The following is a 21,207-nucleotide window of genomic DNA, read 5'->3' on the forward strand; positions in this document are numbered from 1 at the left end:
TAAAGTCTCGCCCCTTCTCACCGGCATGGGGATTAATCGTGTTTATTGGATTTGACTACGGTACGGCAAACTGCTCGGTTGCGATCATGCAAAACGGACAGCCGCAGCTCCTGAAAATGGAAAAAGAGAGCACGCTGCTGCCGTCAATGCTCTGCGCGCCGACGCGTGAGGCGGTAAGCGAATGGCTGTTCCGCCACCATCAGGTACCTGCTACGGCAGCGGAAACCCAGGCGCTGCTGCGCCGTGCGGTCAGCTTTAACCGCGAGGAGGACATCGACGTTACGCCCTCCAGCGTGCAGTTCGGCCTCTCCTCGCTCGGTCACTATGTTGAAGACCCGGAAGAGGTCTACTTTGTTAAGTCACCGAAGTCCTTCCTCGGCGCCAGCGGCCTGAAGCCGCAGCAGGTGGCGATGTTTGAAGACCTGGTGTGCGCGATGATGCTGCATATTCGCAATCAGGCGCAGACGCAGGTCTCCGATGCGATTACCCAGGCGGTGATTGGCCGACCGATCAACTTCCAGGGGCTGGGCGGCGACGATGCCAACCAGCAGGCGCAAGGGATCCTTGAACGCGCGGCGCACCGGGCAGGCTTCCGCGACGTGGTGTTCCAATATGAACCGGTTGCCGCGGGGCTGGACTTTGAAGCCACGCTGGCTGAAGAGAAGCGCGTGCTGGTAGTGGACATCGGCGGGGGAACCACCGACTGCTCGCTACTGCTGATGGGGCCGCAGTGGCATACCCGTCGCGATCGTGAAAACAGCCTGCTCGGGCACAGCGGCTGCCGCGTAGGCGGTAACGATCTGGATATCGCCCTGGCATTCAAGAGCCTGATGCCGCTGCTCGGCATGGGCGGTCAAACGGAAAAAGGGATTGCCCTGCCAATACTGCCGTGGTGGAACGCGATTGCCATCAACGACGTCCCGGCGCAGAGTGATTTTTACAGTACCGCGAACGGTCGCTTCCTCAACGATCTGGTGCGCGACGCGCAGGATGCCGAAAAAGTCGCCCTGCTCTATAAAGTGTGGCGTCAGCGCCTGAGCTACCGCGTGGTGCGTACTGCGGAAGAGAGCAAAATCGCCCTTTCGGATCGTGCTGAACATGCGGTGTCCTTGCCGTTTATCAGCGAGGAGCTGGCCACCTCGATTTCGCAGGAGGGGCTGGAAACGGCGCTTGCCCAGCCGCTGCAGCGCATTCTGGAGCAGGTGCAGCTGGCGCTGGAGAACGGCAAAGAGAAGCCGGACGTCATTTACCTGACCGGGGGGAGCGCCCGTTCGCCGCTGATCAAGAAAGCGCTGGCGGAACAGTTGCCGGGCATTCCGATTGCCGGTGGGGATGACTTTGGCTCCGTAACCGCAGGGCTGGCGCGCTGGGCGCAGGTGATGTTTAGCTAGTGCGGTTGCTGTGCGGTCTGGTGCCCTCACACCGGCCCTCTCCCTCAAGGGAGAGGGGGTCGTCCATGCAAACATTATTTTGTGGGGATCCCTCAGTCTACAGGGAGAGGGAGAAAACACCAAAAACGGCAACGAATGTTGCCGTTGTGCGTTTACCTCCATTCAGACCATTCCTGACAGTCTTCCATATTTCCTCCATTTTTCCGCTGTGTTAGCTGACTAAACTAGTATCATTCCCCGAAGTGTTTCAGGATGAGAACGTATAACGATGAAAGGCAGTAACAAATCCCGCTGGGCAATCGCCGCTGGCATCATTGTGGTGGCCCTTGCCGCCGCCTGGTACTGGCACAGCCAATCCGCAAATTCCGCAGCCCCCGCCGGTGCCAGCAGTCAGGCGCAGCGCCCGGCTGGCGGCGGCCGTCACGGCATGCGCGGCGGTGCGCTGGCGCCGGTTCAGGCGGCGACGGCGGTGAGCAAAGCCGTTCCGCGTTATCTGACGGGGCTCGGAACCATTACCGCCGCGAATACCGCCACGGTGCGCAGCCGCGTGGACGGTCAGCTCATCGCGATCCACTTCCAGGAAGGTCAGCAGGTCAAAGCCGGCGATCTGCTGGCGGAAATCGACCCCAGCCAGTTTAAGGTCGCCCTCGCCCAGGCGCAGGGACAGCTCGCGAAAGACAAAGCCACTCTCGCCAACGCCCGGCGCGATTTAGCGCGCTACCAGCAGCTGGTGAAAACCAATCTGGTATCGCGTCAGGAGCTGGACACCCAGCAGTCGCTGGTCAGCGAAACGCAGGGCACCATCAAAGCCGACGAGGCTGCCGTCGCCAGCGCGCAGCTGCAGCTGGACTGGAGCCGCATCACCGCGCCGATTGACGGTCGCGTGGGCCTGAAGCAGGTCGATATCGGCAACCAGATCTCCAGCGGCGACACCACGGGCATCGTGGTGATCACCCAAACCCACCCGATTGATTTAGTCTTTACCCTGCCGGAAAGCGATATCGCGACCGTCATTCAGGCGCAAAAAGCCGGTAAAGGCCTGATAGTGGAAGCCTGGGACCGCACCAACAAGCAGAAGCTGAGCGAGGGTTCACTGCTTAGCCTGGATAACCAGATCGACACCACCACCGGCACCATCAAGCTGAAGGCACGCTTTAACAACCAGGACGACGCCCTCTTCCCGAACCAGTTCGTCAACGCGCGAATGCTGGTCGCGACCGAAGAGAACGCGGTGGTGATCCCCACCGCAGCGCTGCAGATGGGTAACGAAGGTAGCTTCGTCTGGGTGCTGAACAGCGACAACAAAGTCAGCAAGCATCTGGTGAAAACCGGGATTCAGGACAGCCAGACGGTGGTCATCAGCGCCGGGCTCTCCGCCGGCGACCGCGTGGTCACCGACGGCATCGACCGCCTGACCGAAGGCGCGAAAGTAGAAGTGGTTGAACCTGCGAAACAGGGAGCGACCTCCTGATGCAGGTTATGCCCCCGAGCTCTACAGGTGGGCCATCACGCCTGTTCATCCTCCGCCCTGTCGCCACCACGCTGTTAATGGTGGCGATCCTGCTGGCCGGGATCATTGGCTACCGCTTCCTGCCCGTGTCGGCGCTGCCGGAAGTGGATTATCCCACCATCCAGGTGGTGACGCTGTATCCTGGCGCCAGCCCGGACGTCGTGACGTCCGCCATTACCGCCCCGCTGGAGCGCCAGTTTGGTCAGATGTCAGGGTTAAAACAGATGTCCTCCCAGAGTTCCGGCGGGGCATCCGTCGTGACGCTGCAGTTCCAGCTGACGCTGTCGCTGGACGTCGCCGAACAGGAGGTGCAGGCCGCGATTAACGCCGCTACCAACCTGCTGCCGTCCGACCTGCCTAACCCGCCGGTCTACAGCAAGGTCAACCCGGCGGATCCGCCGATCATGACGCTTGCCGTTACCTCCTCCGCCATGCCGATGACCCAGGTCGAAGACATGGTCGAAACGCGCGTGGCGCAGAAAATTTCGCAGGTCTCCGGCGTCGGCCTCGTCACGCTGGCGGGCGGTCAGCGCCCCGCCGTGCGCGTGAAGCTTAACGCGCAGGCGATTGCCGCGCTGGGGCTGACCAGCGAAACCATCCGCAGCGCCATCAGCAGCGCCAACGTCAACTCGGCAAAAGGCTCGCTGGACGGCCCGACCCGTGCGGTCACCCTCTCGGCGAACGACCAGATGCAGTCCGCCGACGAATACCGTCAGCTGATTGTGGCCTACCAGAACGGCGCGCCGATCCGCCTGGGCGACATCGCCACTGTGGAACAAGGGGCAGAAAACAGCTGGCTCGGCGCGTGGGCGAACAAGCAGCAGGCGATCGTGATGAACGTGCAGCGCCAGCCGGGCGCCAACATCATCGAAACCGCCGACAGCATTCGCAGCATGCTGCCGCAGCTGATTGAAAGCCTGCCGAAATCGGTCAGCGTGAAGGTTCTGTCCGACCGCACCACCAACATTCGTGCCTCGGTCACCGACACCCAGTTCGAGCTGATGCTGGCGATTGCGCTGGTCGTCATGATCATCTACCTGTTCCTGCGCAACGTCCCGGCAACCATTATTCCCGCCGTCGCCGTGCCGCTCTCGCTGGTCGGGACCTTTGCGGTGATGGTGTTCCTCGACTTTTCGATTAACAACCTGACGCTGATGGCGCTGACGATTGCCACCGGGTTCGTAGTGGACGATGCCATCGTCGTTATCGAGAACATCTCGCGCTATATCGAGAAAGGCGAAAAGCCGCTGGCCGCCGCGCTGAAAGGCGCAGGGGAAATCGGCTTTACCATTATCTCGCTGACCTTCTCGCTGATTGCGGTGCTGATCCCGCTGCTGTTTATGGGCGATATCGTCGGGCGGCTGTTCCGCGAGTTTGCCGTGACGCTGGCGATCGCCATTTTGATCTCTGCCGTGGTGTCGCTGACCCTGACGCCGATGATGTGCGCCCGCATGCTGAGCCATGAATCCCTGCGCAAGCAAAACCGCTTCTCGCGCGCCTCCGAGCGAATGTTCGAGCGGATTATTGCCGCCTACGGTCGCGTGCTGGCGAAAGTCCTCAACCATCCGTGGGCGACGCTCGGCGTAGCGCTGGGCACGCTGGCACTCAGCGTGATGCTGTGGATTTTCATTCCGAAAGGTTTCTTCCCGATCCAGGACAACGGCATTATTCAGGGCACGCTTCAGGCCCCGCAGTCGGTCTCCTTCGCGAACATGGCGCAGCGCCAGCAGCAGGTGTCTGAAATCATCATGAAGGATCCGGCTGTAGAGAGCCTGACGGCCTACGTCGGCGTGGACGGCACCAACCCGTCGCTCAACAGCGCGCGTCTGCAGATCAACCTCAAGCCGCTGGATGAGCGCGACGACCGCGTGAACGCAGTCATTGAGCGGCTGCAAAACGCCGTGGCCCGCGTCCCGGGCGTTGAGCTTTATCTGCAGCCTGTTCAGGATTTGACCATTGATACCCAGGTCAGCCGCACGCAGTACCAGTTCACGCTGCAGGCCACCACGCTGGATGCCCTCAGCACCTGGGTACCGCAGCTGGTGGAAAAACTGAACACCCTGCCGCAGCTCGCCGACGTCAGCAGCGACTGGCAGGACAAGGGGCTGGCGGCGTACGTGAACGTCAACCGCGACACCGCCAGCCGTCTGGGCATCACCATGTCTGATGTGGACAATGCCCTGTACAACGCCTTCGGTCAGCGCCTGATCTCCACCATCTACACCCAGGCGAATCAGTACCGCGTGGTGCTGGAGCACAACACGGAGAACACGCCCGGCCTGGCCGCGCTGGACTCGGTGCGCCTGACCAGCAAAGACGGCGGCATTGTGCCCCTTAGCGCCATCGCCACGGTAGAGGAGCGCTATACCCCGCTGTCGATTAATCATCTGGATCAGTTCCCGTCCACCACCATTTCCTTCAACGTGTCGGACAGTTATTCTCTCGGCGAAGCGGTGGAGGCCATCCAGGCTGCTGAAAAAGCGCTCAGCTTCCCGTCCGATATTCAGACCCAGTTCCAGGGCAGCACGCTGGCGTTCCAGGCGGCGCTGGGGAACACCATCTGGCTGATCGTGGCTGCGGTGGTGGCGATGTACATCGTGCTTGGCGTGCTGTATGAAAGCTTTATCCACCCGATCACCATCCTCTCTACCCTGCCGACGGCGGGCGTGGGCGCACTGCTGGCATTAATGCTGGCGGGCAGCGAGCTGGACGTCATTGCCATCATCGGCATCATCCTGCTGATCGGCATCGTGAAGAAAAACGCCATCATGATGATCGACTTCGCCCTGGCCGCCGAGCGCGAGCAGGGCATGTCGCCGCGCGATGCCATCTTCCAGGCCTGCCTGCTGCGTTTTCGTCCGATCCTGATGACCACACTGGCGGCCCTGCTGGGCGCGTTGCCGCTGATGCTCAGCACCGGCGTCGGCGCGGAGCTGCGCCGCCCGCTGGGTATCGGCATGGTCGGCGGTCTGCTGGTGAGCCAGGTGCTAACGCTCTTTACCACGCCGGTGATCTACCTGCTGTTTGACCGCCTGGCGCTGTGGACCAAAAGCCGCTTCCCGAAGCGTGAAGAGGAGGCGTAAGTGAAGCTTTTCGCCCTCTTCATTTATCGCCCGGTGGCGACGATTTTAATCGCGCTCGCCATTACTCTCTGCGGCGTGCTGGGCTTCCGCCTGCTGCCTGTTGCCCCGCTGCCGCAGGTGGATTTCCCGGTGATCATGGTCAGCGCCTCGCTGCCGGGTGCGTCACCGGAAACCATGGCGTCATCGGTCGCCACCCCGCTGGAGCGTTCGCTCGGGCGGATTGCGGGGGTCAACGAGATGACCTCCAGCAGCTCGCTCGGCAGCACACGCATCATTCTGGAGTTCAGCTTCGACCGGGATATTAACGGTGCGGCGCGCGACGTGCAGGCGGCCATCAACGCCGCACAAAGCCTGCTGCCGAGCGGGATGCCGAGCCGTCCGACCTACCGCAAGGCCAACCCGTCCGATGCGCCAATCATGATCCTGACTCTGACCTCGGATACGTACTCGCAGGGTCAGCTTTACGACTTTGCGTCTACCCAGCTGGCGCAGACAATCTCACAAATTAATGGCGTCGGTGACGTAAGCGTCGGCGGCAGTTCTTTGCCCGCCGTGCGCGTGGGCTTAAACCCGCAGGCGCTGTTCAACCAGGGCGTGTCGCTGGACGATGTGCGTTCCGCCATCAGCAACGCCAACGTGCGCAGGCCTCAGGGGGCAATTGAGGACGGCAGCCACCGCTGGCAGCTCCAGACCAACGACGAGCTGAAAACCGCAGCCGAGTACCAGCCGCTGATCATTCACTACAACAACGGCGCGGCGGTGCGCCTGAGCGACGTCGCCAGCGTCACCGACTCGGTGCAGGATGTGCGCAACGCCGGGATGACCAACGCGAAACCGGCGATCCTGCTGATGATCCGCAAGCTGCCGGAAGCGAACATTATCGAGACGGTGAACAGCATCCGCGCCCGTCTGCCGGAACTGCAGGAGACGATCCCGGCGGCAATCGATCTGCAGATTGCCCAGGATCGCTCCCCGACCATTCGGGCCTCGCTTGAGGAGGTGGAGCAAACGCTGATTATCTCCGTCGCGCTGGTGATCCTGGTGGTCTTCCTGTTCCTGCGCTCCGGCCGCGCGACGCTGATCCCGGCGGTGGCGGTGCCGGTTTCGCTGATCGGCACCTTTGCCGCCATGTACCTGTGCGGGTTTAGCCTTAACAACCTGTCGCTGATGGCCCTGACGATTGCCACGGGCTTCGTGGTGGATGACGCCATCGTGGTGCTGGAAAACATTTCCCGCCACCTGGAAGCGGGCGTTAAGCCGCTGCAGGCTGCGCTGCAGGGCACGCGCGAGGTGGGCTTTACGGTGCTCTCCATGAGCCTGTCGCTGGTGGCGGTGTTCCTGCCGCTGCTGCTGATGGGCGGGCTGCCGGGCCGGCTGCTGAGGGAATTTGCCGTCACCCTTTCCGTCGCCATCGGGATTTCACTGGTGATTTCCCTGACGCTCACGCCGATGATGTGCGGCTGGATGCTCAAGCGCAGCAAGCCCCATTCGCAGCCGCGCCGCAAAGGCTTTGGTCGTTTTCTGATGGCGATGCAGGAAGGCTACGGCAAATCGCTGAAGTGGGTGCTGAACCATACGCGGCTGGTCGGCCTGGTACTGATCGCCACCATTGGGCTTAACGTCTGGATGTATATCACCATTCCGAAAACCTTCTTCCCGGAGCAGGACACCGGCGTGCTGATGGGCGGCATTCAGGCGGACCAGAGCATTTCATTCCAGGCGATGCGCGGCAAGCTGCAGGACTTTATGAAGATCATTCGTGAAGATCCGGCGGTCGATAACGTCACCGGCTTTACCGGCGGCTCGCGCGTCAACAGCGGGATGATGTTTATTACCCTGAAACCCCGCGGCGAGCGCAGCGAAACCGCCCAGCAGGTGATTGACCGTCTTAGGGTTAAACTCGCCAAAGAGCCGGGGGCAAACCTGTTTTTGATGGCCGTTCAGGATATCCGCGTCGGTGGGCGCCAGGCTAACGCCAGCTATCAGTACACGTTGCTCTCGGACGATTTAGCCGCCCTGCGCGAGTGGGAGCCGAAGATCCGCAAGGCGCTGGCCGCCCTGCCCCAACTGGCAGACGTGAACTCCGATCAGCAGGACAACGGCGCGGAGATGGCGCTCACCTACGACCGCGAAACCATGTCGCGGCTGGGCATTAACGTTGAAGCCGCCAACAGCCTGCTGAACAACGCCTTCGGCCAGCGCGAGATCTCTACCATCTACCAGCCGATGAACCAGTACAAGGTGGTGATGGAAGTTGACCCGCGCTACACCCAGGACATCAGCGCCCTGGACAAAATGTTTGTGATTAACAGCGACGGCAAGGCGATACCGCTCTCCTACTTTGCCAGCTGGCGGCCGGCCAACGCGCCGCTGTCTGTGAACCACCAGGGGCTGTCAGCGGCGTCGACCATCTCCTTTAACCTCCCCGCCGGTTCGTCGCTTTCTGAGGCCAGCGACGCAATCAACCGCGCGATGACGCAGCTTGGCGTGCCGTCCACCGTGCGCGGCAGCTTTGCCGGGACCGCGCAGGTGTTCCAGGAGACGATGAACTCGCAGGTGATTTTGATTCTGGCGGCCATCGCCACGGTCTATATTGTGCTGGGCGTGCTGTACGAAAGTTACGTTCACCCGCTGACCATCCTCTCGACGCTGCCGTCAGCGGGCGTGGGGGCGCTGCTGGCGCTGGAGCTGTTCGGCGCGCCGTTCAGCCTCATCGCGCTGATTGGGATCATGCTATTAATCGGCATCGTGAAGAAAAACGCCATTATGATGGTGGATTTCGCGCTGGATGCCCAGCGCAACGGCAGCCTGTCGCCGGAGGAGGCGATCTTCCAGGCCTGCCTGCTGCGTTTTCGTCCGATCATGATGACCACGCTGGCGGCGCTGTTTGGCGCGCTGCCGCTGGTTATCTCGGGCGGAGACGGCTCAGAGTTGCGCCAGCCGCTGGGAATCACTATTGTCGGCGGCCTGGTCATGAGCCAGCTGCTGACGCTATACACCACGCCGGTGGTCTATCTGTTCTTCGACCGCCTGCGGCTGCGCTTTTCGCGTAAAAACAGAACCACGGTGACCGAGTAGATGACCGATCTCCCCGCTAACGTTCGCTGGCAGTTATGGATAGTCGCCTTCGGCTTCTTTATGCAGTCGCTGGATACGACCATCGTCAACACCGCCCTCCCCTCTATGGCGAAAAGCCTGGGGGAGAGCCCGCTGCATATGCATATGGTGATTGCCTCCTACGTGCTGACGGTCGCCGTGATGCTGCCTGCCAGCGGCTGGCTGGCCGACAAAGTCGGGGTGCGGAATATCTTCTTTACCGCCATCGTGCTGTTTACCACCGGCTCGCTGTTTTGCGCCCAGGCCAACACCCTCGACCAGCTGGTGATGGCGCGGGTGCTGCAGGGCGTTGGCGGGGCGATGATGGTGCCCGTAGGGCGCTTAACGGTGATGAAGATTGTGCCGCGCGAGCAGTACATGGCAGCGATGACCTTTGTGACCCTCCCCGGTCAGGTGGGGCCGCTGCTGGGCCCGGCGCTGGGCGGCATTCTGGTAGAGTACGCCTCCTGGCACTGGATCTTCTTAATCAACCTGCCGGTGGGCATCGTCGGTGCTATCGCCACCCTGGCGCTGATGCCGAACTACAAAATGCAGACCCGCCGCTTCGACTTCTTTGGCTTTATCCTGCTGGCGGCGGGCATGGCAACGCTTACTCTGGCGCTCGACGGGCAAAAAGGATTGGGTATTTCGCCCCTGACGCTCGGGCTGCTGATCGCGCTCGGCGTTACCGCCATACTGTGGTATCTGTGGCACGCCAGCGGTAACGATAAGGCGCTCTTCAGCCTGAACTTGTTTAAAAACCCTACCTACCGCCTTGGTCTGTTCGGCAGCTTCGCCGGACGTATCGGCAGCGGCATGCTGCCGTTTATGACGCCCGTGTTTCTGCAAATTGGCATGGGCTTTTCGCCGTTCCACGCGGGCCTGATGATGATCCCGATGGTGCTCGGCAGCATGGGGATGAAGCGCATCGTGGTGCAGGTGGTGAACCGCTTTGGCTACCGCCACGTGCTGGTGACCGCCACGCTGGGGCTGGCGCTGGTGAGCCTGCTGTTTATGGCCGTGGCGCTGATGGGCTGGTACTACGTTCTGCCGCTGGTGCTGTTCTGCCAGGGTATCGTCAACTCCATGCGCTTCTCGTCAATGAATACCCTGACGCTGAAGGACCTGCCGGACGAACTGGCGAGCAGCGGCAACAGCCTGCTGTCGATGATCATGCAGCTCTCCATGAGCGTCGGGGTGACCATCGCGGGGCTGCTGCTCGGCATGTACGGCCAGCACCATCTCAGCGTCGACACGCCCGTGGCGCATCAGGTCTTTATGTATACCTACCTCAGCATGGCGGTCATCATCGCCCTGCCCGCGTTCATCTTCGCCAGAGTGCCGGATGATACCAGCAAGAACGTCGTGATTAGGCGCGGCAAAAGGAGTGGATCATGAAATTCTGGCGTCCGGGCATTACCGGCAAGCTCTTTCTGGCAATTTTTGCTACCTGTATCGTCCTGCTGATCACCATGCACTGGGCGGTACGGGTCAGCTTCGAGCGCGGCTTTATTGATTACATCAAGCATGGTAACGAGCAGCGTTTACAGGGCTTAAGCGATGCGCTGAGCGAACAGTACGCCCAGCACGGTAACTGGCGCTTTCTGCGCAATAACGACCGCTTTATTTTCCAGATCCTGCGTTCGCTGGAGCACGATACCGGCGACGATCGCCCGGGGCCAGGCATGCCGCCGCACGGCTGGCGCACCCAGTTCTGGGTGATTGACCAGGACATGCGCACGCTGGTTGGCCCGCGTTCGCCCATCCCGCCGGACGGCACTCGCCGGGCGATCAAAGTCAATAACGCCACCGTCGGCTGGGTTATCGCCTCCCCGGTGGAGCGCCTGACGCGCAACACCGACATCAACTTTGACCGACAGCAGCGCCGGACCAGTTGGCTGATTGTCGCCCTCTCCACCCTGCTCGCCGCGCTCGCCACCTTCCCGCTGGCGCGCGGTCTGCTCGCCCCGGTGAAACGGCTGGTGGAGGGCACGCACAAGCTGGCCGCCGGGGATTTCACCACCCGCGTCGATACCCGCAGCCAGGACGAACTGGGCAAGCTGGCGCAGGACTTTAACCAGCTCGCCAGCACGCTGGAGAAGAACCAGCAGATGCGCCGCGACTTTATGGCCGATATTTCCCACGAGCTGCGCACCCCGCTGGCGGTGCTGCGCGGCGAGCTGGAGGCCATTCAGGACGGCGTACGCCAGTTTACGCCAGAATCGGTGGCCTCTTTGCAGGCGGAGGTGGGCACGCTCACCAAGCTGGTGGACGATCTCCACCAGCTCTCCATGTCCGACGAAGGGGCGCTGGCCTACCAGAAGGCCCCCATCGATGTGATTAACGTGCTCGAAGTTGCCAGCGGTGCCTTCCGGGAACGGTTTGCCAGCCGCAACCTGAAAATCGACCTCTCCCTGCCGGACAGCGCGGTGGTGTTCGGCGACAAAGACCGACTGATGCAACTGTTCAATAACCTGCTGGAAAATAGCCTGCGCTACACCGACAGCGGCGGCGGGCTGCATATCTCTGGCAGGCAGGAAAATGGACGCTTTGCCCTTACCTTCGCGGATTCCGCCCCCGGCGTGCAGGACGCGCAACTGGAAAAACTGTTCGAGCGTTTTTACCGCACCGAAGGCTCACGCAACCGCGCCAGCGGCGGTTCCGGCCTGGGGCTGGCGATTTGCGTTAACATCGTCGAGGCGCATAATGGCACCATTCGCGCCGCCCATTCGCCTTTTGGTGGGGTTAGCATTACAGTAGAGTTACCTCTGGAACGGGATTTATCGAGGGAAGCATGACCGAGTTACCGATTGACGAAAACACGCCGCGCATTTTGATTGTCGAAGACGAGCCCAAGCTGGGGCAGCTACTGATCGACTATTTACGCGCGGCCAGCTACGCCCCCTCACTGATAAGCCACGGCGACCAGGTGCTGCCGTACGTGCGTCAGACGCCGCCGGACCTGATCCTGTTGGATCTGATGCTCCCAGGCACCGACGGCCTGACCCTGTGCCGTGAAATTCGTCGCTTCTCTGAGGTGCCCATCGTCATGGTCACCGCCAAAATTGAAGAGATTGACCGCCTGCTGGGGCTCGAAATTGGCGCAGACGATTACATCTGCAAACCCTACAGCCCGCGTGAAGTGGTTGCCCGCGTGAAAACCATTCTGCGCCGCTGCAGGCCGCAGCGCGAGCTTCAGGTGCTGGACGCCGAAAGCCCGCTGATTGTCGACGAAAGCCGTTTCCAGGCGAGCTGGCGAAGCAAGCTGCTGGACCTGACGCCTGCGGAGTTCCGCCTGCTGAAAACCCTCTCCCACGAACCGGGAAAAGTGTTCTCCCGCGAACAGCTGCTGAACCACCTGTACGACGATTACCGCGTGGTGACCGACCGCACCATCGACAGCCACATTAAAAACCTGCGCCGGAAGCTGGAGGCGCTGGACGCCGAGCAGTCGTTTATCCGCGCGGTGTATGGCGTGGGGTATCGCTGGGAAGCGGATGCGTGCAGGATTGCGTAAATAAACACCCCCTCACCCTGCCCTCTCCCCAAAGGGGAGAGGGTTAGGGTGAGGGGCAAAGCTTTACCTCCCTCCCCCGCAGCGCTACAATGCCCGCCCTTAAAGTGGGGGATCTCCCCTTACCGCTGCACCTGGTGCACGCGGATCTGACCTGTCATCAGAACGAGAACAAACATGTTTAAACCGGAACTCCTTTCCCCGGCGGGAACGCTGCAAAATATGCGTTACGCTTTCGCCTATGGTGCCGACGCCGTTTACGCGGGCCAGCCGCGCTACTCGCTGCGCGTGCGTAACAACGAATTCAACCACGAGAACCTGCAGCTCGGCATCAACGAAGCGCACGCTCTGGGCAAAAAATTCTACGTGGTCGTGAACATCGCGCCGCACAACGCCAAGCTGAAAACGTTCATCCGTGACCTGAAACCGGTGGTGGACATGGGGCCGGACGCGCTGATCATGTCGGACCCGGGTTTAATCATGCTGGTTCGGGAGAACTTCCCGGAGATGGATATTCACCTCTCCGTACAGGCTAACGCCGTCAACTGGGCGACGGTCAAGTTCTGGAAGCAGATGGGGCTGACCCGCGTCATTCTGTCCCGCGAACTTTCGCTGGAAGAGATCGAAGAGATCCGCACCCAGGTGCCGGATATGGAAATCGAGATATTCGTTCACGGCGCGCTGTGCATGGCCTACTCCGGCCGCTGCCTGCTCTCCGGCTATATCAACAAGCGCGACCCGAACCAGGGCACCTGCACCAACGCCTGCCGCTGGGAATATAACGTCCAGGAAGGCAAAGAGGACGACATCGGCAACATCGTCCACAAGCACGAGCCTATTCCGGTGACTAACGTTGAGCCGACGCTGGGCATCGGCGCGCCAACCGACAGCGTGTTTATGATTGAAGAAGCCAAACGTCCGGGCGAGTACATGACCGCCTTTGAAGACGAGCACGGCACCTACATCATGAACTCGAAAGATCTGCGCGCCATCGCCCACGTTGAGCGTCTGACCCAGATGGGCGTGCACTCCCTGAAGATCGAAGGCCGTACCAAATCCTATTACTACTGCGCGCGTACCGCGCAGGTGTACCGCAAAGCCATCGACGATGCGGCAGCCGGTAAACCGTTCGATACCAGCCTGCTGGAAACCCTGGAAGGCCTGGCACACCGCGGCTATACCGAAGGCTTCCTGCGCCGTCATACCCATGACGACTACCAGAACTACGAGCACGGTTACTCGGTTTCCGAGCGCCAGCAGTTTGTCGGCGACTTCACCGGCGAGCGCAAAGGCGCGCTGGCGGCCGTCGCGGTGAAAAACAAGTTCACCAAAGGCGACAGCCTGGAGCTGATGACCCCACAGGGCAACATGAACTTCACGCTGGAGCATCTGGAAAACGGTAAAGGCGAAGCGATTGACGTGGCGCCGGGCGACGGTCATACCGTCTGGCTGCCGGTGCCTGAAGAGGTGGAGCTGAAGTTCGCGCTGCTGATGCGTAACTTCAACGGTGAAAGCACCCGAAACCCACACGGCAAATAGTTAATCAGGGAAATTTTTTCGCGCTGGGATAATTCTTAGAATCGGATCACATACCGCTTCGTTCAATACGGGTATTATCCCCCCGCTGAAAAACATAACCCATAAATGCTAGCTGTACCAGGAACCACCTCCTTAGCCTGCGTAATCTCCCTTACGCGGGCTTATTTTTTGCCTTCTCTTTCCTCAACCCAGGCAATAAGTTCGTCGATTTGCTTCTCTGAGAACACGGCGATCCCATGCTCTGCAAGCAACGATGCCGCAACCCCCCTCCCCGCTTTCTGTATACCGCGAAAAGAACCGTCATAAATAAACTCACTGCCGCACGTTGGGCTGCCATCGGTTAACAATGCAGCGCTACAACCCGACGCCTGAGCAGCGCGTAGCGCGAGCCAGGCTGCAAGCTGATAATGTTCAGTCACATCCTGCCCTGTATTTTCAATAATTCTGGCTTGTCCGTGCATCACGTCTTTGCCATCAGCGGACATAATCTCTGCCGGAGGACGAGGTACAGGCAGCCCGGCCGCAAGTTCAGGGCAGTGGATAACCAGACGTTGTTCCTGGTGCCAGCGAGCGAGTTGCTCATTCATTCGCGCTTTTTCACTTCCGTTATAACGGACCCTCAAGCCCATCAGGCAAGCGCTTACCAAAATTTTATTCATCATCACTTTCCTGTGATTACATTAATCTCATCGCTGAAGTGTAACGCGCTTTTGTGCCTGTTTTGTTCCTTTCATCCTGTTCTTACCCGCTTTTTTCCTCTCTGCTATACACTCTTACTAACGCTAAAAAAGGGAGCAGCGCGGATGGCAACCTATCCAGACAGTTTATTGATTCTCAATGGCAAAAGTGCGGGCAACGATCTGTTGCGTCAGGCGATTATTGGCCTGCGTGACGAAGGCGCGCGTATCCACGTCAGAGTGACGTGGGAAAAAGGCGACGCGGCACGCTACATCGACGAAGGCTTAGCGTTAGGCGTCAGCACCATTATTTCCGGCGGCGGCGACGGCACCATCAATGAGATCGCCTCTGCACTTATTGGCCTGCCCCCGGCAGACCGCCCGGTGATGGGCATTTTACCCCTTGGCACTGCCAATGATTTTGCCACCAGCGCCGGGATCCCGGAGGATTTAGAAAAGGCGCTCCAGCTGGCGATCCTCGGCAAAGCCACCGCCGTGGATATCGCCCAAGTGAATGATAAAACCTGCTTTATCAATATGGCGACCGGCGGGTTCGGCACGCGCATCACCAGCGAAACGCCGGAAAAACTGAAGGCGGCGCTGGGCGGCGTATCATACCTGATCCACGGCCTGATGCGCATGGACACCCTTAAGCCGGACCGCTGCGAAATTCGCGGCGAGGATTTTCAGTGGCAGGGTGACGCGCTGGTGATTGGGATTGGCAATGGCCGCCAGGCAGGCGGCGGGCAGCAGCTCTGTCCGGAGGCGCTAATCAATGACGGTCAACTACAGCTGCGTATTTTCACCGGCGACGGCCTGCTGCCCGCGCTGTTTACCACGCTGACGCAGCCGGAAGAGAGCCCGAATATCATCGCCGGGAAATCGGCGTGGTTTGAGGTGAATGCTCCGCACGGGATGACCTTTAACCTCGACGGAGAGCCGCTGAGCGGGACGCAGTTCCGCATTGAGGTGCTACCCGGCGCGCTGCAGTGCCGGCTGCCGCCGGACTGCGTGCTTTTGCGCTGATGTTTTACACGGTGCGCGATGATGCCCTCACCCCAACCCTCTCCCACAGGGAGAGGGAGAGGGAGAGGGAGAGGGAGAGGGAGATGGAAGCGTCAGGCAATCGTGACTTTGCTATCCAGATAGACGTCCTGAACCGCATTGATCAGCTTCACGCCGTCGGCCATCGATTTCTTAAACGCCTTACGGCCAAGGATCAGCCCCATGCCGCCCGCGCGTTTGTTGATCACCGCCGTACGCACCGCGTCTGACAGGTCGGTATCACCGCCCGCCGCACCGCCGGAGTTGATCAGCCCAGCGCGACCCATGTAGCAGTTCGCCAGCTGGTAGCGGACCAGGTCGATCGGGTTATCGCTGGTCAGCTTGCTGTAAACGCGATCGTCGGTGTAGCCAAAGTTCACCGCCTTATAGCCGCCGTTGTTCTCGGCCATTTTCTGCTTCACGATATCTGCGCCGATGGTCGCCGCCAGGTGGTTCGCCTGCCCGGTCAGGTCGGCCGATACGTGGTAATCCACCCCGTCTTTTTTAAACGCCGAGTTACGCAGATAGGCCCACAGCACGGTGACCATGCCCAGCTCGTGCGCGCGCTCAAACGCTGCGGAGATCTCTTCAATCTGGCGGCGGGACTGTTCAGAGCCGAAGTAAATCGTCGCCCCAACGGCCACCGCCCCCATGTTGAACGCCTGCTCGACGCTGGCGTAGAGGGTCTGATCATATTCGGTGGGGTAGCTGAGGGTTTCGTTATGGTTCAACTTCACGAGGAACGGAATACGGTGGGCATAGCGACGCGACACTGAAGCCAGCACGCCGTAGGTGGACGCCACGCAGTTACAGCCCGCTTCAATCGCCAGCTCAACAATGTTCTTTGGATCGAAGTAGAGCGGGTTCGCCGCAAAGGAGGCCCCCGCCGAATGCTCGACGCCCTGGTCCACCGGCAGAATAGAGAGATAGCCGGTGCCGCCGAGCCGCCCGGTGTTATAGAGCGTCTGCATGTTTCTCAGAACCGCAGGCGGACGGTTGTTATCAACCATCACGCGATCAACGTAGTCGTGACCAGGCAGGTAAAGCTGGTCGGCTGGAATGGTCATACAACGATGCTGTAAAAGGCTGTCGGCGTCTTTGCCAAGCAACTGCGCAATATCAGTCATGTGATACTCCCGTAAGTCCGACGTCGTGTCGGTGTGTGTTTATCCAGTCCCATTTTTTATGGGCAGACTAAGCCTGGTACCGACTTAACAGATTTTCCACCATTTGCATTTTTTTTCAGCACAATCTGCTGGCTCGATTCGTGTCCAACAAAACTGTTACATTGATCAAACAATCGCCACAAAGGTATTTAAAAGGTATTATTGAGTGGTATGTTAAAGGCGTACCCTCTCTGACATGCAGGATTAAAAAATGAAAACGAAAGTCCAACTGTCATTCATGATGTTTGTTGAATGGTTTATCTGGGGCGCGTGGTTTGTGCCATTGTGGCTTTGGCTGAGCAAAAGCGGGTTTACCGCCGGGGAAATCGGCTGGTCTTACGCCTGTACCGCGATTGCCGCGATCCTCTCCCCGATCCTGGTCGGCTCGCTGACGGACCGCTTCTTCGCCGCGCAGAAGGTGCTGTCGGTGCTGATGTTTGCCGGCGCGATCCTGATGTACTTCGCCGCGCAGCAAACCCAGTTCAGCACCTTCTTCCCGCTGCTGCTGGTTTACTCCCTGACCTATATGCCGACCATCGCGCTGACCAACAGTATCGCCTTCGCGAACGTGGATGACGTTGAGGCCGACTTCCCGCGCATCCGCGTGATGGGCACCATCGGCTGGATCGCCTCGGGGCTGGCGTGCGGGTTTCTGCCGCAAATGCTGGGCTACAACGATATTTCCGACACCAATATCCCGCTGCTGATGACGGCGGCCAGCTCCGCCCTGCTCGGCGTCTTTGCCCTGTTCCTGCCGAACACACCGCCGAAAAGTACCGGCAAGCTGGATTTCAAAGTCATGCTGGGGCTGGATGCGCTGATCCTGCTGCGCGACAAAAACTTCCTGGTGTTCTTCTTCTGCTCGTTCCTGTTCGCCATGCCGCTGGCTTTCTACTACATCTTCGCCAACGGCTATCTCACCGAAGTGGGCATGAAAAACGCCACCGGCTGGATGACGCTCGGCCAGTTCTCCGAAATCTTCTTTATGCTCGCCCTGCCGTTTTTCACCAAACGCTTTGGTATTAAGAAGGTCTTACTGCTGGGCCTGATTACCGCCGCCATCCGCTACGGGTTCTTCGTCTACGGCGGTGCGGAGCAGTACTTCACCTACGCCCTGCTGTTCCTCGGTATTCTGCTGCACGGCGTGAGCTACGACTTCTATTACGTCACCGCGTATATCTACGTGGACAAAAAGGCGCCGGCGCATATGCGAACCGCCGCGCAGGGCCTGATTACGCTGTGCTGCCAGGGCTTTGGTAGCCTGCTGGGATACCGCCTGGGCGGCGTAATGATGGAAAAAATGTTCGCCTACAAAGAGCCGGTGAATGGGCTGACCTTCAACTGGGCCGGAATGTGGACATTTGGTGCAATCATGATTGCCGTGATTGCCGTGCTGTTTATGCTGTTTTTCCGCGAATCGGATAAAGAGATCACCGCAATTGAGGTGGTTGATGGCGATACCGCGCTGACACAAGGGGAAGTTAAATGAAACAAGACCGTATTCTCGGGGCCCTTTACGGGCAGGCGTTAGGGGATGCGATGGGCATGCCGTCGGAGCTGTGGCCGAGAAAGCGCGTCAAAGCGCACTTCGGCTGGATCGACCGCTTTTTACCCGGCCCGGCAGAGAATAACGCGGCCTGCTATTTCAGGCAGGCAGAGTTCACCGACGATACCTCGATGGCGCTGTGCCTGGCGGATGCGATCATCGAGTGCGACGGCGAGATTAACGCGGACGTTATCGGCAAGCATATCCTGAACTGGGCGCTCGACTTCGACGCGTTTAATAAGAACGTGCTTGGCCCGACCTCGAAAATCGCGCTTAACGCGATCCGGGACGGTAAGCCGGTCAGCGAGCTGGACAACAACGGCGTGACTAACGGGGCGGCGATGCGCGCCTCCCCGCTGGGCTGCCTTCTCCCGGCGACGCGGCTGGAACACTTTGTGGGGCAGGTGGCGCTGGCCTCCAGCCCAACGCATAAATCGGATCTTGCCATCGCCGGTGCGGTGGTGATTGCCTGGGCGGTTTCCCGCGCCATCGACGGAGAGCGCTGGCAGAACATCGTCGATGCGCTGCCGGGGATCGCCCGCTATGCGCAGGAGGTGAAAACCACCACCTTCAGCGCGTCGCTGGCGGCGCGCATTGAGCTGGCGCTTAAGACCGTACGGGAAGCGAACGGGATCGACTCCGCCAGCGAGCAGATTTATCAGCTCACTGGCGCAGGAACCAGCACCATCGAGTCCGTTCCGGCGGCCATTGCGATGGTGGAACTGGCGGGAACCGACCCGAACCGCTGCGCGATTTTATGCGCCAATCTGGGCGGAGATACCGACACCATCGGCGCGATGGCGACAGCCATCTGCGGCGCGCTCCACGGCGTTCAGGCGATTGACCCTGCGCTGAAGGCCGAGCTCGACGCCGTTAACCAGCTCGATTTTGGCCACTATAGCGAGAAGCTGATGCACTTCAGGGAGCAAAGGGAGGGCGTATGAATTCATTTGCCCAACGTCTCGACACCCTGCACGCCACCCGCCCGGTGACGGTGCTGGGCGCGGCGGTAATTGACGTCATCGCCGACGCCTACGCCCTGCCCTGGCGCGGGTGTGATATCGAGCTTAAACAGCAGGGGGTAAATATTGGCGGCTGCGCGCTGAATATCGCCATCGCCCTGAAACGGCTCGGCATTGTGGCGCAAAACGCCCTTCCCGTCGGCCACGGCGTGTGGGCGGATATTATCCGCAACGCGATGGCGAAGCAGGATCTGCGCAGCGCCGTGGAGGCTGAAACCGGCGACAACGGCTGGTGTCTGGCGCTGGTGGAGCCTGACGGCGAGCGCACCTTTATGTCCTTTAGCGGCGTCGAGAACCAGTGGCAGCAGCGCTGGCTTGACGAGCTAAACGTTCCGCAAAACAGTCTGGTTTATCTCTCCGGCTACCAGTTGGCCTCGCCGTGCGGCGAGCTACTGACGGGCTGGCTGGAAGGGCTGCAGGACGTGACGGCGCTTATCGATTTCGGCCCGCGCATCGCGGATATTCCCGACGCTCTGATGACGCGGATTATGGCCTGTAAACCGATCGTGTCGCTTAATCGTCAGGAAGCGGAGCTCGCTGCTGAAAGGCTGGGTGTGGAGGCTGAACACCTGGGTGAGGTGTGGCAGCAGCGCTTCGGCGCCGCGCTGATTGTGCGCCACGATAAAGACGGTGCTACATGGTATGACGGTGCCGTATCGGGCGTTGTTCCGGCGTTTCCCGCCACGGTGGTGGACACCATTGGTGCAGGCGACAGCCACGCGGGCGGCACGCTTGCCGGGCTGGCGGCGGGATGGTCACTGGCAGACGCCGTTCTGCTGGGGAATGCCGTGGCGTCCTGGGTGGTCAGCCACCGCGGCGGGGATTGCGCGCCCACGCGTGAGGAGTTACTCCTCGCACACAAAGACGTATAGATCGCTGCGACAGTAGCTGATGCTGTACTCAATCGGCCGGTGCTGCTGGTCAAGCGCAACCTGCTTGATCACCAGCACCGGTATTTTTTCGTCCATCTTAATGTGCGCCTGAAACTCGCTGTCCGGCATGCGGGCGCTGACCCGAGAACGGGTGCGCTGCGGGAAGATATTCTGACTGCGGAAGTAGTCGTACAGCGAAATCCCTATCGCATCCGGATCGGGAATGAGCCCGACCGGTACCCAGGACTCTTCAATCGACACCGCATCGTCATCCACATAGCGAATGCGCTTCAGCAAAAAGACGTCGCTGTTCGGCTCCAGCGACAGGTGGCCCGCCACCTCTTCCGGGCATTTCACCACGCGTTTATTGACCCACAGCGTGTTTGGCGTTTTGCCGCGCAGCACCACCTGCTGAGAGAAACCGCGCGCTTCCTTGAGCGAGTATTCGAAGATGTTGTTAATTTGCGTGCCGTAACCCCGGGCACGCGTCACAACCCCCTCGGCTTCCAGCGCCTGCATCGCTTTGCGCACGGTGATCCGCGACACGCCGGTTAACTGGCTCAGATCGCGCTCGCCGGGCAAAATGTTCCCGTGCTCCAGCACCCCGCTGCGCACCGCGTTTTTTACCGTTTCGGCAAATTTCAGGTAAAGCGGCGTGTTGTCAGGCGCGGCGATCCGTTCAGTCAGTTGAGCGATTAACCGGGTATGCGCTTGTTCCATCTCTGTTTTCTCAGGCGTGGTGTTTCC

Annotated in this window: 15 protein-coding genes; 12 read left to right on the forward strand and 3 right to left on the reverse strand. The window is 60.2% G+C overall.

Annotated features, from left to right (window positions below; translation table 11 throughout):
• The first annotated feature begins 38 nt into the window (after positions 1–38).
• The 8 genes from yegD to trhP all read left to right on the forward strand — a co-directional run bounded on the left by yegD (position 39) and on the right by trhP (position 14,133).
• On the forward strand, positions 39–1,391 hold the full coding sequence (gene yegD / locus AC4ICF_RS15440) for a molecular chaperone (protein WP_116338777.1): 1,353 nt from the start codon (positions 39–41) through the stop codon (positions 1,389–1,391).
• A 268-nt stretch (positions 1,392–1,659) separates the two neighbouring features.
• Entirely contained in the window at positions 1,660–2,862 is a 1,203-nt protein-coding gene (locus AC4ICF_RS15445) for an MdtA/MuxA family multidrug efflux RND transporter periplasmic adaptor subunit (protein ID WP_163330204.1), read from the forward strand.
• Positions 2,862–5,984, forward strand: a complete 3,123-nt coding sequence (locus AC4ICF_RS15450; protein WP_316379404.1) for an MdtB/MuxB family multidrug efflux RND transporter permease subunit — start codon at positions 2,862–2,864, stop codon at positions 5,982–5,984. The genes AC4ICF_RS15445 and AC4ICF_RS15450 overlap by 1 nt, the downstream gene beginning before the upstream one ends.
• The gene (mdtC, locus tag AC4ICF_RS15455) at positions 5,985–9,062 is read left to right on the forward strand and encodes a multidrug efflux RND transporter permease subunit MdtC (protein WP_233002603.1); all 3,078 of its coding nucleotides are present in this window, start codon (positions 5,985–5,987) and stop codon (positions 9,060–9,062) included.
• Positions 9,063–10,478, forward strand: coding sequence for an MFS transporter (locus tag AC4ICF_RS15460; RefSeq protein ID WP_316379402.1), 1,416 nt, complete (start codon positions 9,063–9,065; stop codon positions 10,476–10,478). It begins immediately after the preceding gene.
• Positions 10,475–11,878: an envelope stress sensor histidine kinase BaeS gene (baeS, locus tag AC4ICF_RS15465; protein ID WP_316379400.1), complete on the forward strand. Its 1,404-nt coding sequence runs from the start codon at positions 10,475–10,477 to the stop codon at positions 11,876–11,878. Before AC4ICF_RS15460 ends, baeS begins: the two co-directional genes overlap by 4 nt.
• Positions 11,875–12,597, forward strand: a complete 723-nt coding sequence (baeR, locus tag AC4ICF_RS15470; RefSeq protein ID WP_163330208.1) for an envelope stress response regulator BaeR — start codon at positions 11,875–11,877, stop codon at positions 12,595–12,597. The genes baeS and baeR overlap by 4 nt, the downstream gene beginning before the upstream one ends.
• Before the next feature lie 174 nt (positions 12,598–12,771).
• Positions 12,772–14,133 carry a prephenate-dependent tRNA uridine(34) hydroxylase TrhP gene (gene trhP, locus AC4ICF_RS15475; RefSeq protein ID WP_032652696.1) on the forward strand — a complete coding sequence of 454 codons (1,362 nt, stop codon included), beginning with the start codon at positions 12,772–12,774 and terminating at the stop codon, positions 14,131–14,133.
• Positions 14,134–14,294: 161 nt separating this feature from the next.
• Here the strand turns inward: trhP and AC4ICF_RS15480 are convergent, their stop codons facing one another.
• The gene (locus AC4ICF_RS15480; protein WP_302217793.1) at positions 14,295–14,795 is read right to left on the reverse strand and encodes a 2-thiouracil desulfurase family protein; all 501 of its coding nucleotides are present in this window, start codon (positions 14,793–14,795) and stop codon (positions 14,295–14,297) included.
• Positions 14,796–14,936: 141 nt separating this feature from the next.
• Here AC4ICF_RS15480 and yegS point away from each other — a divergent pair, with 141 nt between their 5' ends.
• Positions 14,937–15,836, forward strand: coding sequence for a lipid kinase YegS (gene yegS, locus AC4ICF_RS15485; protein ID WP_163330210.1), 900 nt, complete (start codon positions 14,937–14,939; stop codon positions 15,834–15,836).
• Positions 15,837–15,928: 92 nt separating this feature from the next.
• Here yegS and fbaB read toward each other — a convergent pair whose 3' ends face one another.
• Positions 15,929–16,981 carry a class I fructose-bisphosphate aldolase gene (fbaB, locus tag AC4ICF_RS15490; RefSeq protein WP_008500869.1) on the reverse strand — a complete coding sequence of 351 codons (1,053 nt, stop codon included), beginning with the start codon at positions 16,979–16,981 and terminating at the stop codon, positions 15,929–15,931.
• 250 nt (positions 16,982–17,231) lie between these two features.
• Here fbaB and AC4ICF_RS15495 point away from each other — a divergent pair, with 250 nt between their 5' ends.
• From AC4ICF_RS15495 to AC4ICF_RS15505, 3 genes are read left to right on the forward strand one after another with little or no spacing between them, the layout of a single operon-like run.
• Complete coding sequence (locus AC4ICF_RS15495) at positions 17,232–18,509, forward strand: nucleoside permease (protein ID WP_163330212.1); 1,278 nt, start codon at positions 17,232–17,234, stop codon at positions 18,507–18,509.
• On the forward strand, positions 18,506–19,510 hold the full coding sequence (locus AC4ICF_RS15500; RefSeq protein ID WP_439209945.1) for an ADP-ribosylglycohydrolase family protein: 1,005 nt from the start codon (positions 18,506–18,508) through the stop codon (positions 19,508–19,510). Before AC4ICF_RS15495 ends, AC4ICF_RS15500 begins: the two co-directional genes overlap by 4 nt.
• Positions 19,507–20,460: a PfkB family carbohydrate kinase gene (locus AC4ICF_RS15505; RefSeq protein WP_116338755.1), complete on the forward strand. Its 954-nt coding sequence runs from the start codon at positions 19,507–19,509 to the stop codon at positions 20,458–20,460. Before AC4ICF_RS15500 ends, AC4ICF_RS15505 begins: the two co-directional genes overlap by 4 nt.
• Here AC4ICF_RS15505 and AC4ICF_RS15510 read toward each other — a convergent pair.
• Complete coding sequence (locus tag AC4ICF_RS15510) at positions 20,434–21,180, reverse strand: GntR family transcriptional regulator (protein ID WP_302217788.1); 747 nt, start codon at positions 21,178–21,180, stop codon at positions 20,434–20,436. The two genes, AC4ICF_RS15505 and AC4ICF_RS15510, sit on opposite strands and share 27 nt — an antisense overlap.
• Between the last annotated feature and the right edge of the window lie 27 nt (positions 21,181–21,207).

It is taken from the genome of Enterobacter sp. ECC_219_Taxon_10, assembly GCF_058354905.1.

Bases quoted from the DNA above. Each gene is read 5' to 3' on its own strand.
- AC4ICF_RS15450 (WP_316379404.1), top strand. From the start codon at position 2,862: ATGCAGGTTATGCCCCCGAGCTCTACAGGTGGGCCATCACGCCTGTTC.
- yegS (WP_163330210.1), top strand. From the start codon at position 14,937: ATGGCAACCTATCCAGACAGTTTATTGATTCTCAATGGCAAAAGTGCG.
- AC4ICF_RS15505 (WP_116338755.1), top strand. From the start codon at position 19,507: ATGAATTCATTTGCCCAACGTCTCGACACCCTGCACGCCACCCGCCCG.
- AC4ICF_RS15460 (WP_316379402.1), top strand. From the start codon at position 9,063: ATGACCGATCTCCCCGCTAACGTTCGCTGGCAGTTATGGATAGTCGCC.
- baeR (WP_163330208.1), top strand. From the start codon at position 11,875: ATGACCGAGTTACCGATTGACGAAAACACGCCGCGCATTTTGATTGTC.
- baeS (WP_316379400.1), top strand. From the start codon at position 10,475: ATGAAATTCTGGCGTCCGGGCATTACCGGCAAGCTCTTTCTGGCAATT.
- AC4ICF_RS15445 (WP_163330204.1), top strand. From the start codon at position 1,660: ATGAAAGGCAGTAACAAATCCCGCTGGGCAATCGCCGCTGGCATCATT.
- AC4ICF_RS15495 (WP_163330212.1), top strand. From the start codon at position 17,232: ATGAAAACGAAAGTCCAACTGTCATTCATGATGTTTGTTGAATGGTTT.
- AC4ICF_RS15480 (WP_302217793.1), bottom strand. From the start codon at position 14,795: ATGATGAATAAAATTTTGGTAAGCGCTTGCCTGATGGGCTTGAGGGTC.
- AC4ICF_RS15510 (WP_302217788.1), bottom strand. From the start codon at position 21,180: ATGGAACAAGCGCATACCCGGTTAATCGCTCAACTGACTGAACGGATC.
- fbaB (WP_008500869.1), bottom strand. From the start codon at position 16,981: ATGACTGATATTGCGCAGTTGCTTGGCAAAGACGCCGACAGCCTTTTA.
- trhP (WP_032652696.1), top strand. From the start codon at position 12,772: ATGTTTAAACCGGAACTCCTTTCCCCGGCGGGAACGCTGCAAAATATG.
- AC4ICF_RS15500 (WP_439209945.1), top strand. From the start codon at position 18,506: ATGAAACAAGACCGTATTCTCGGGGCCCTTTACGGGCAGGCGTTAGGG.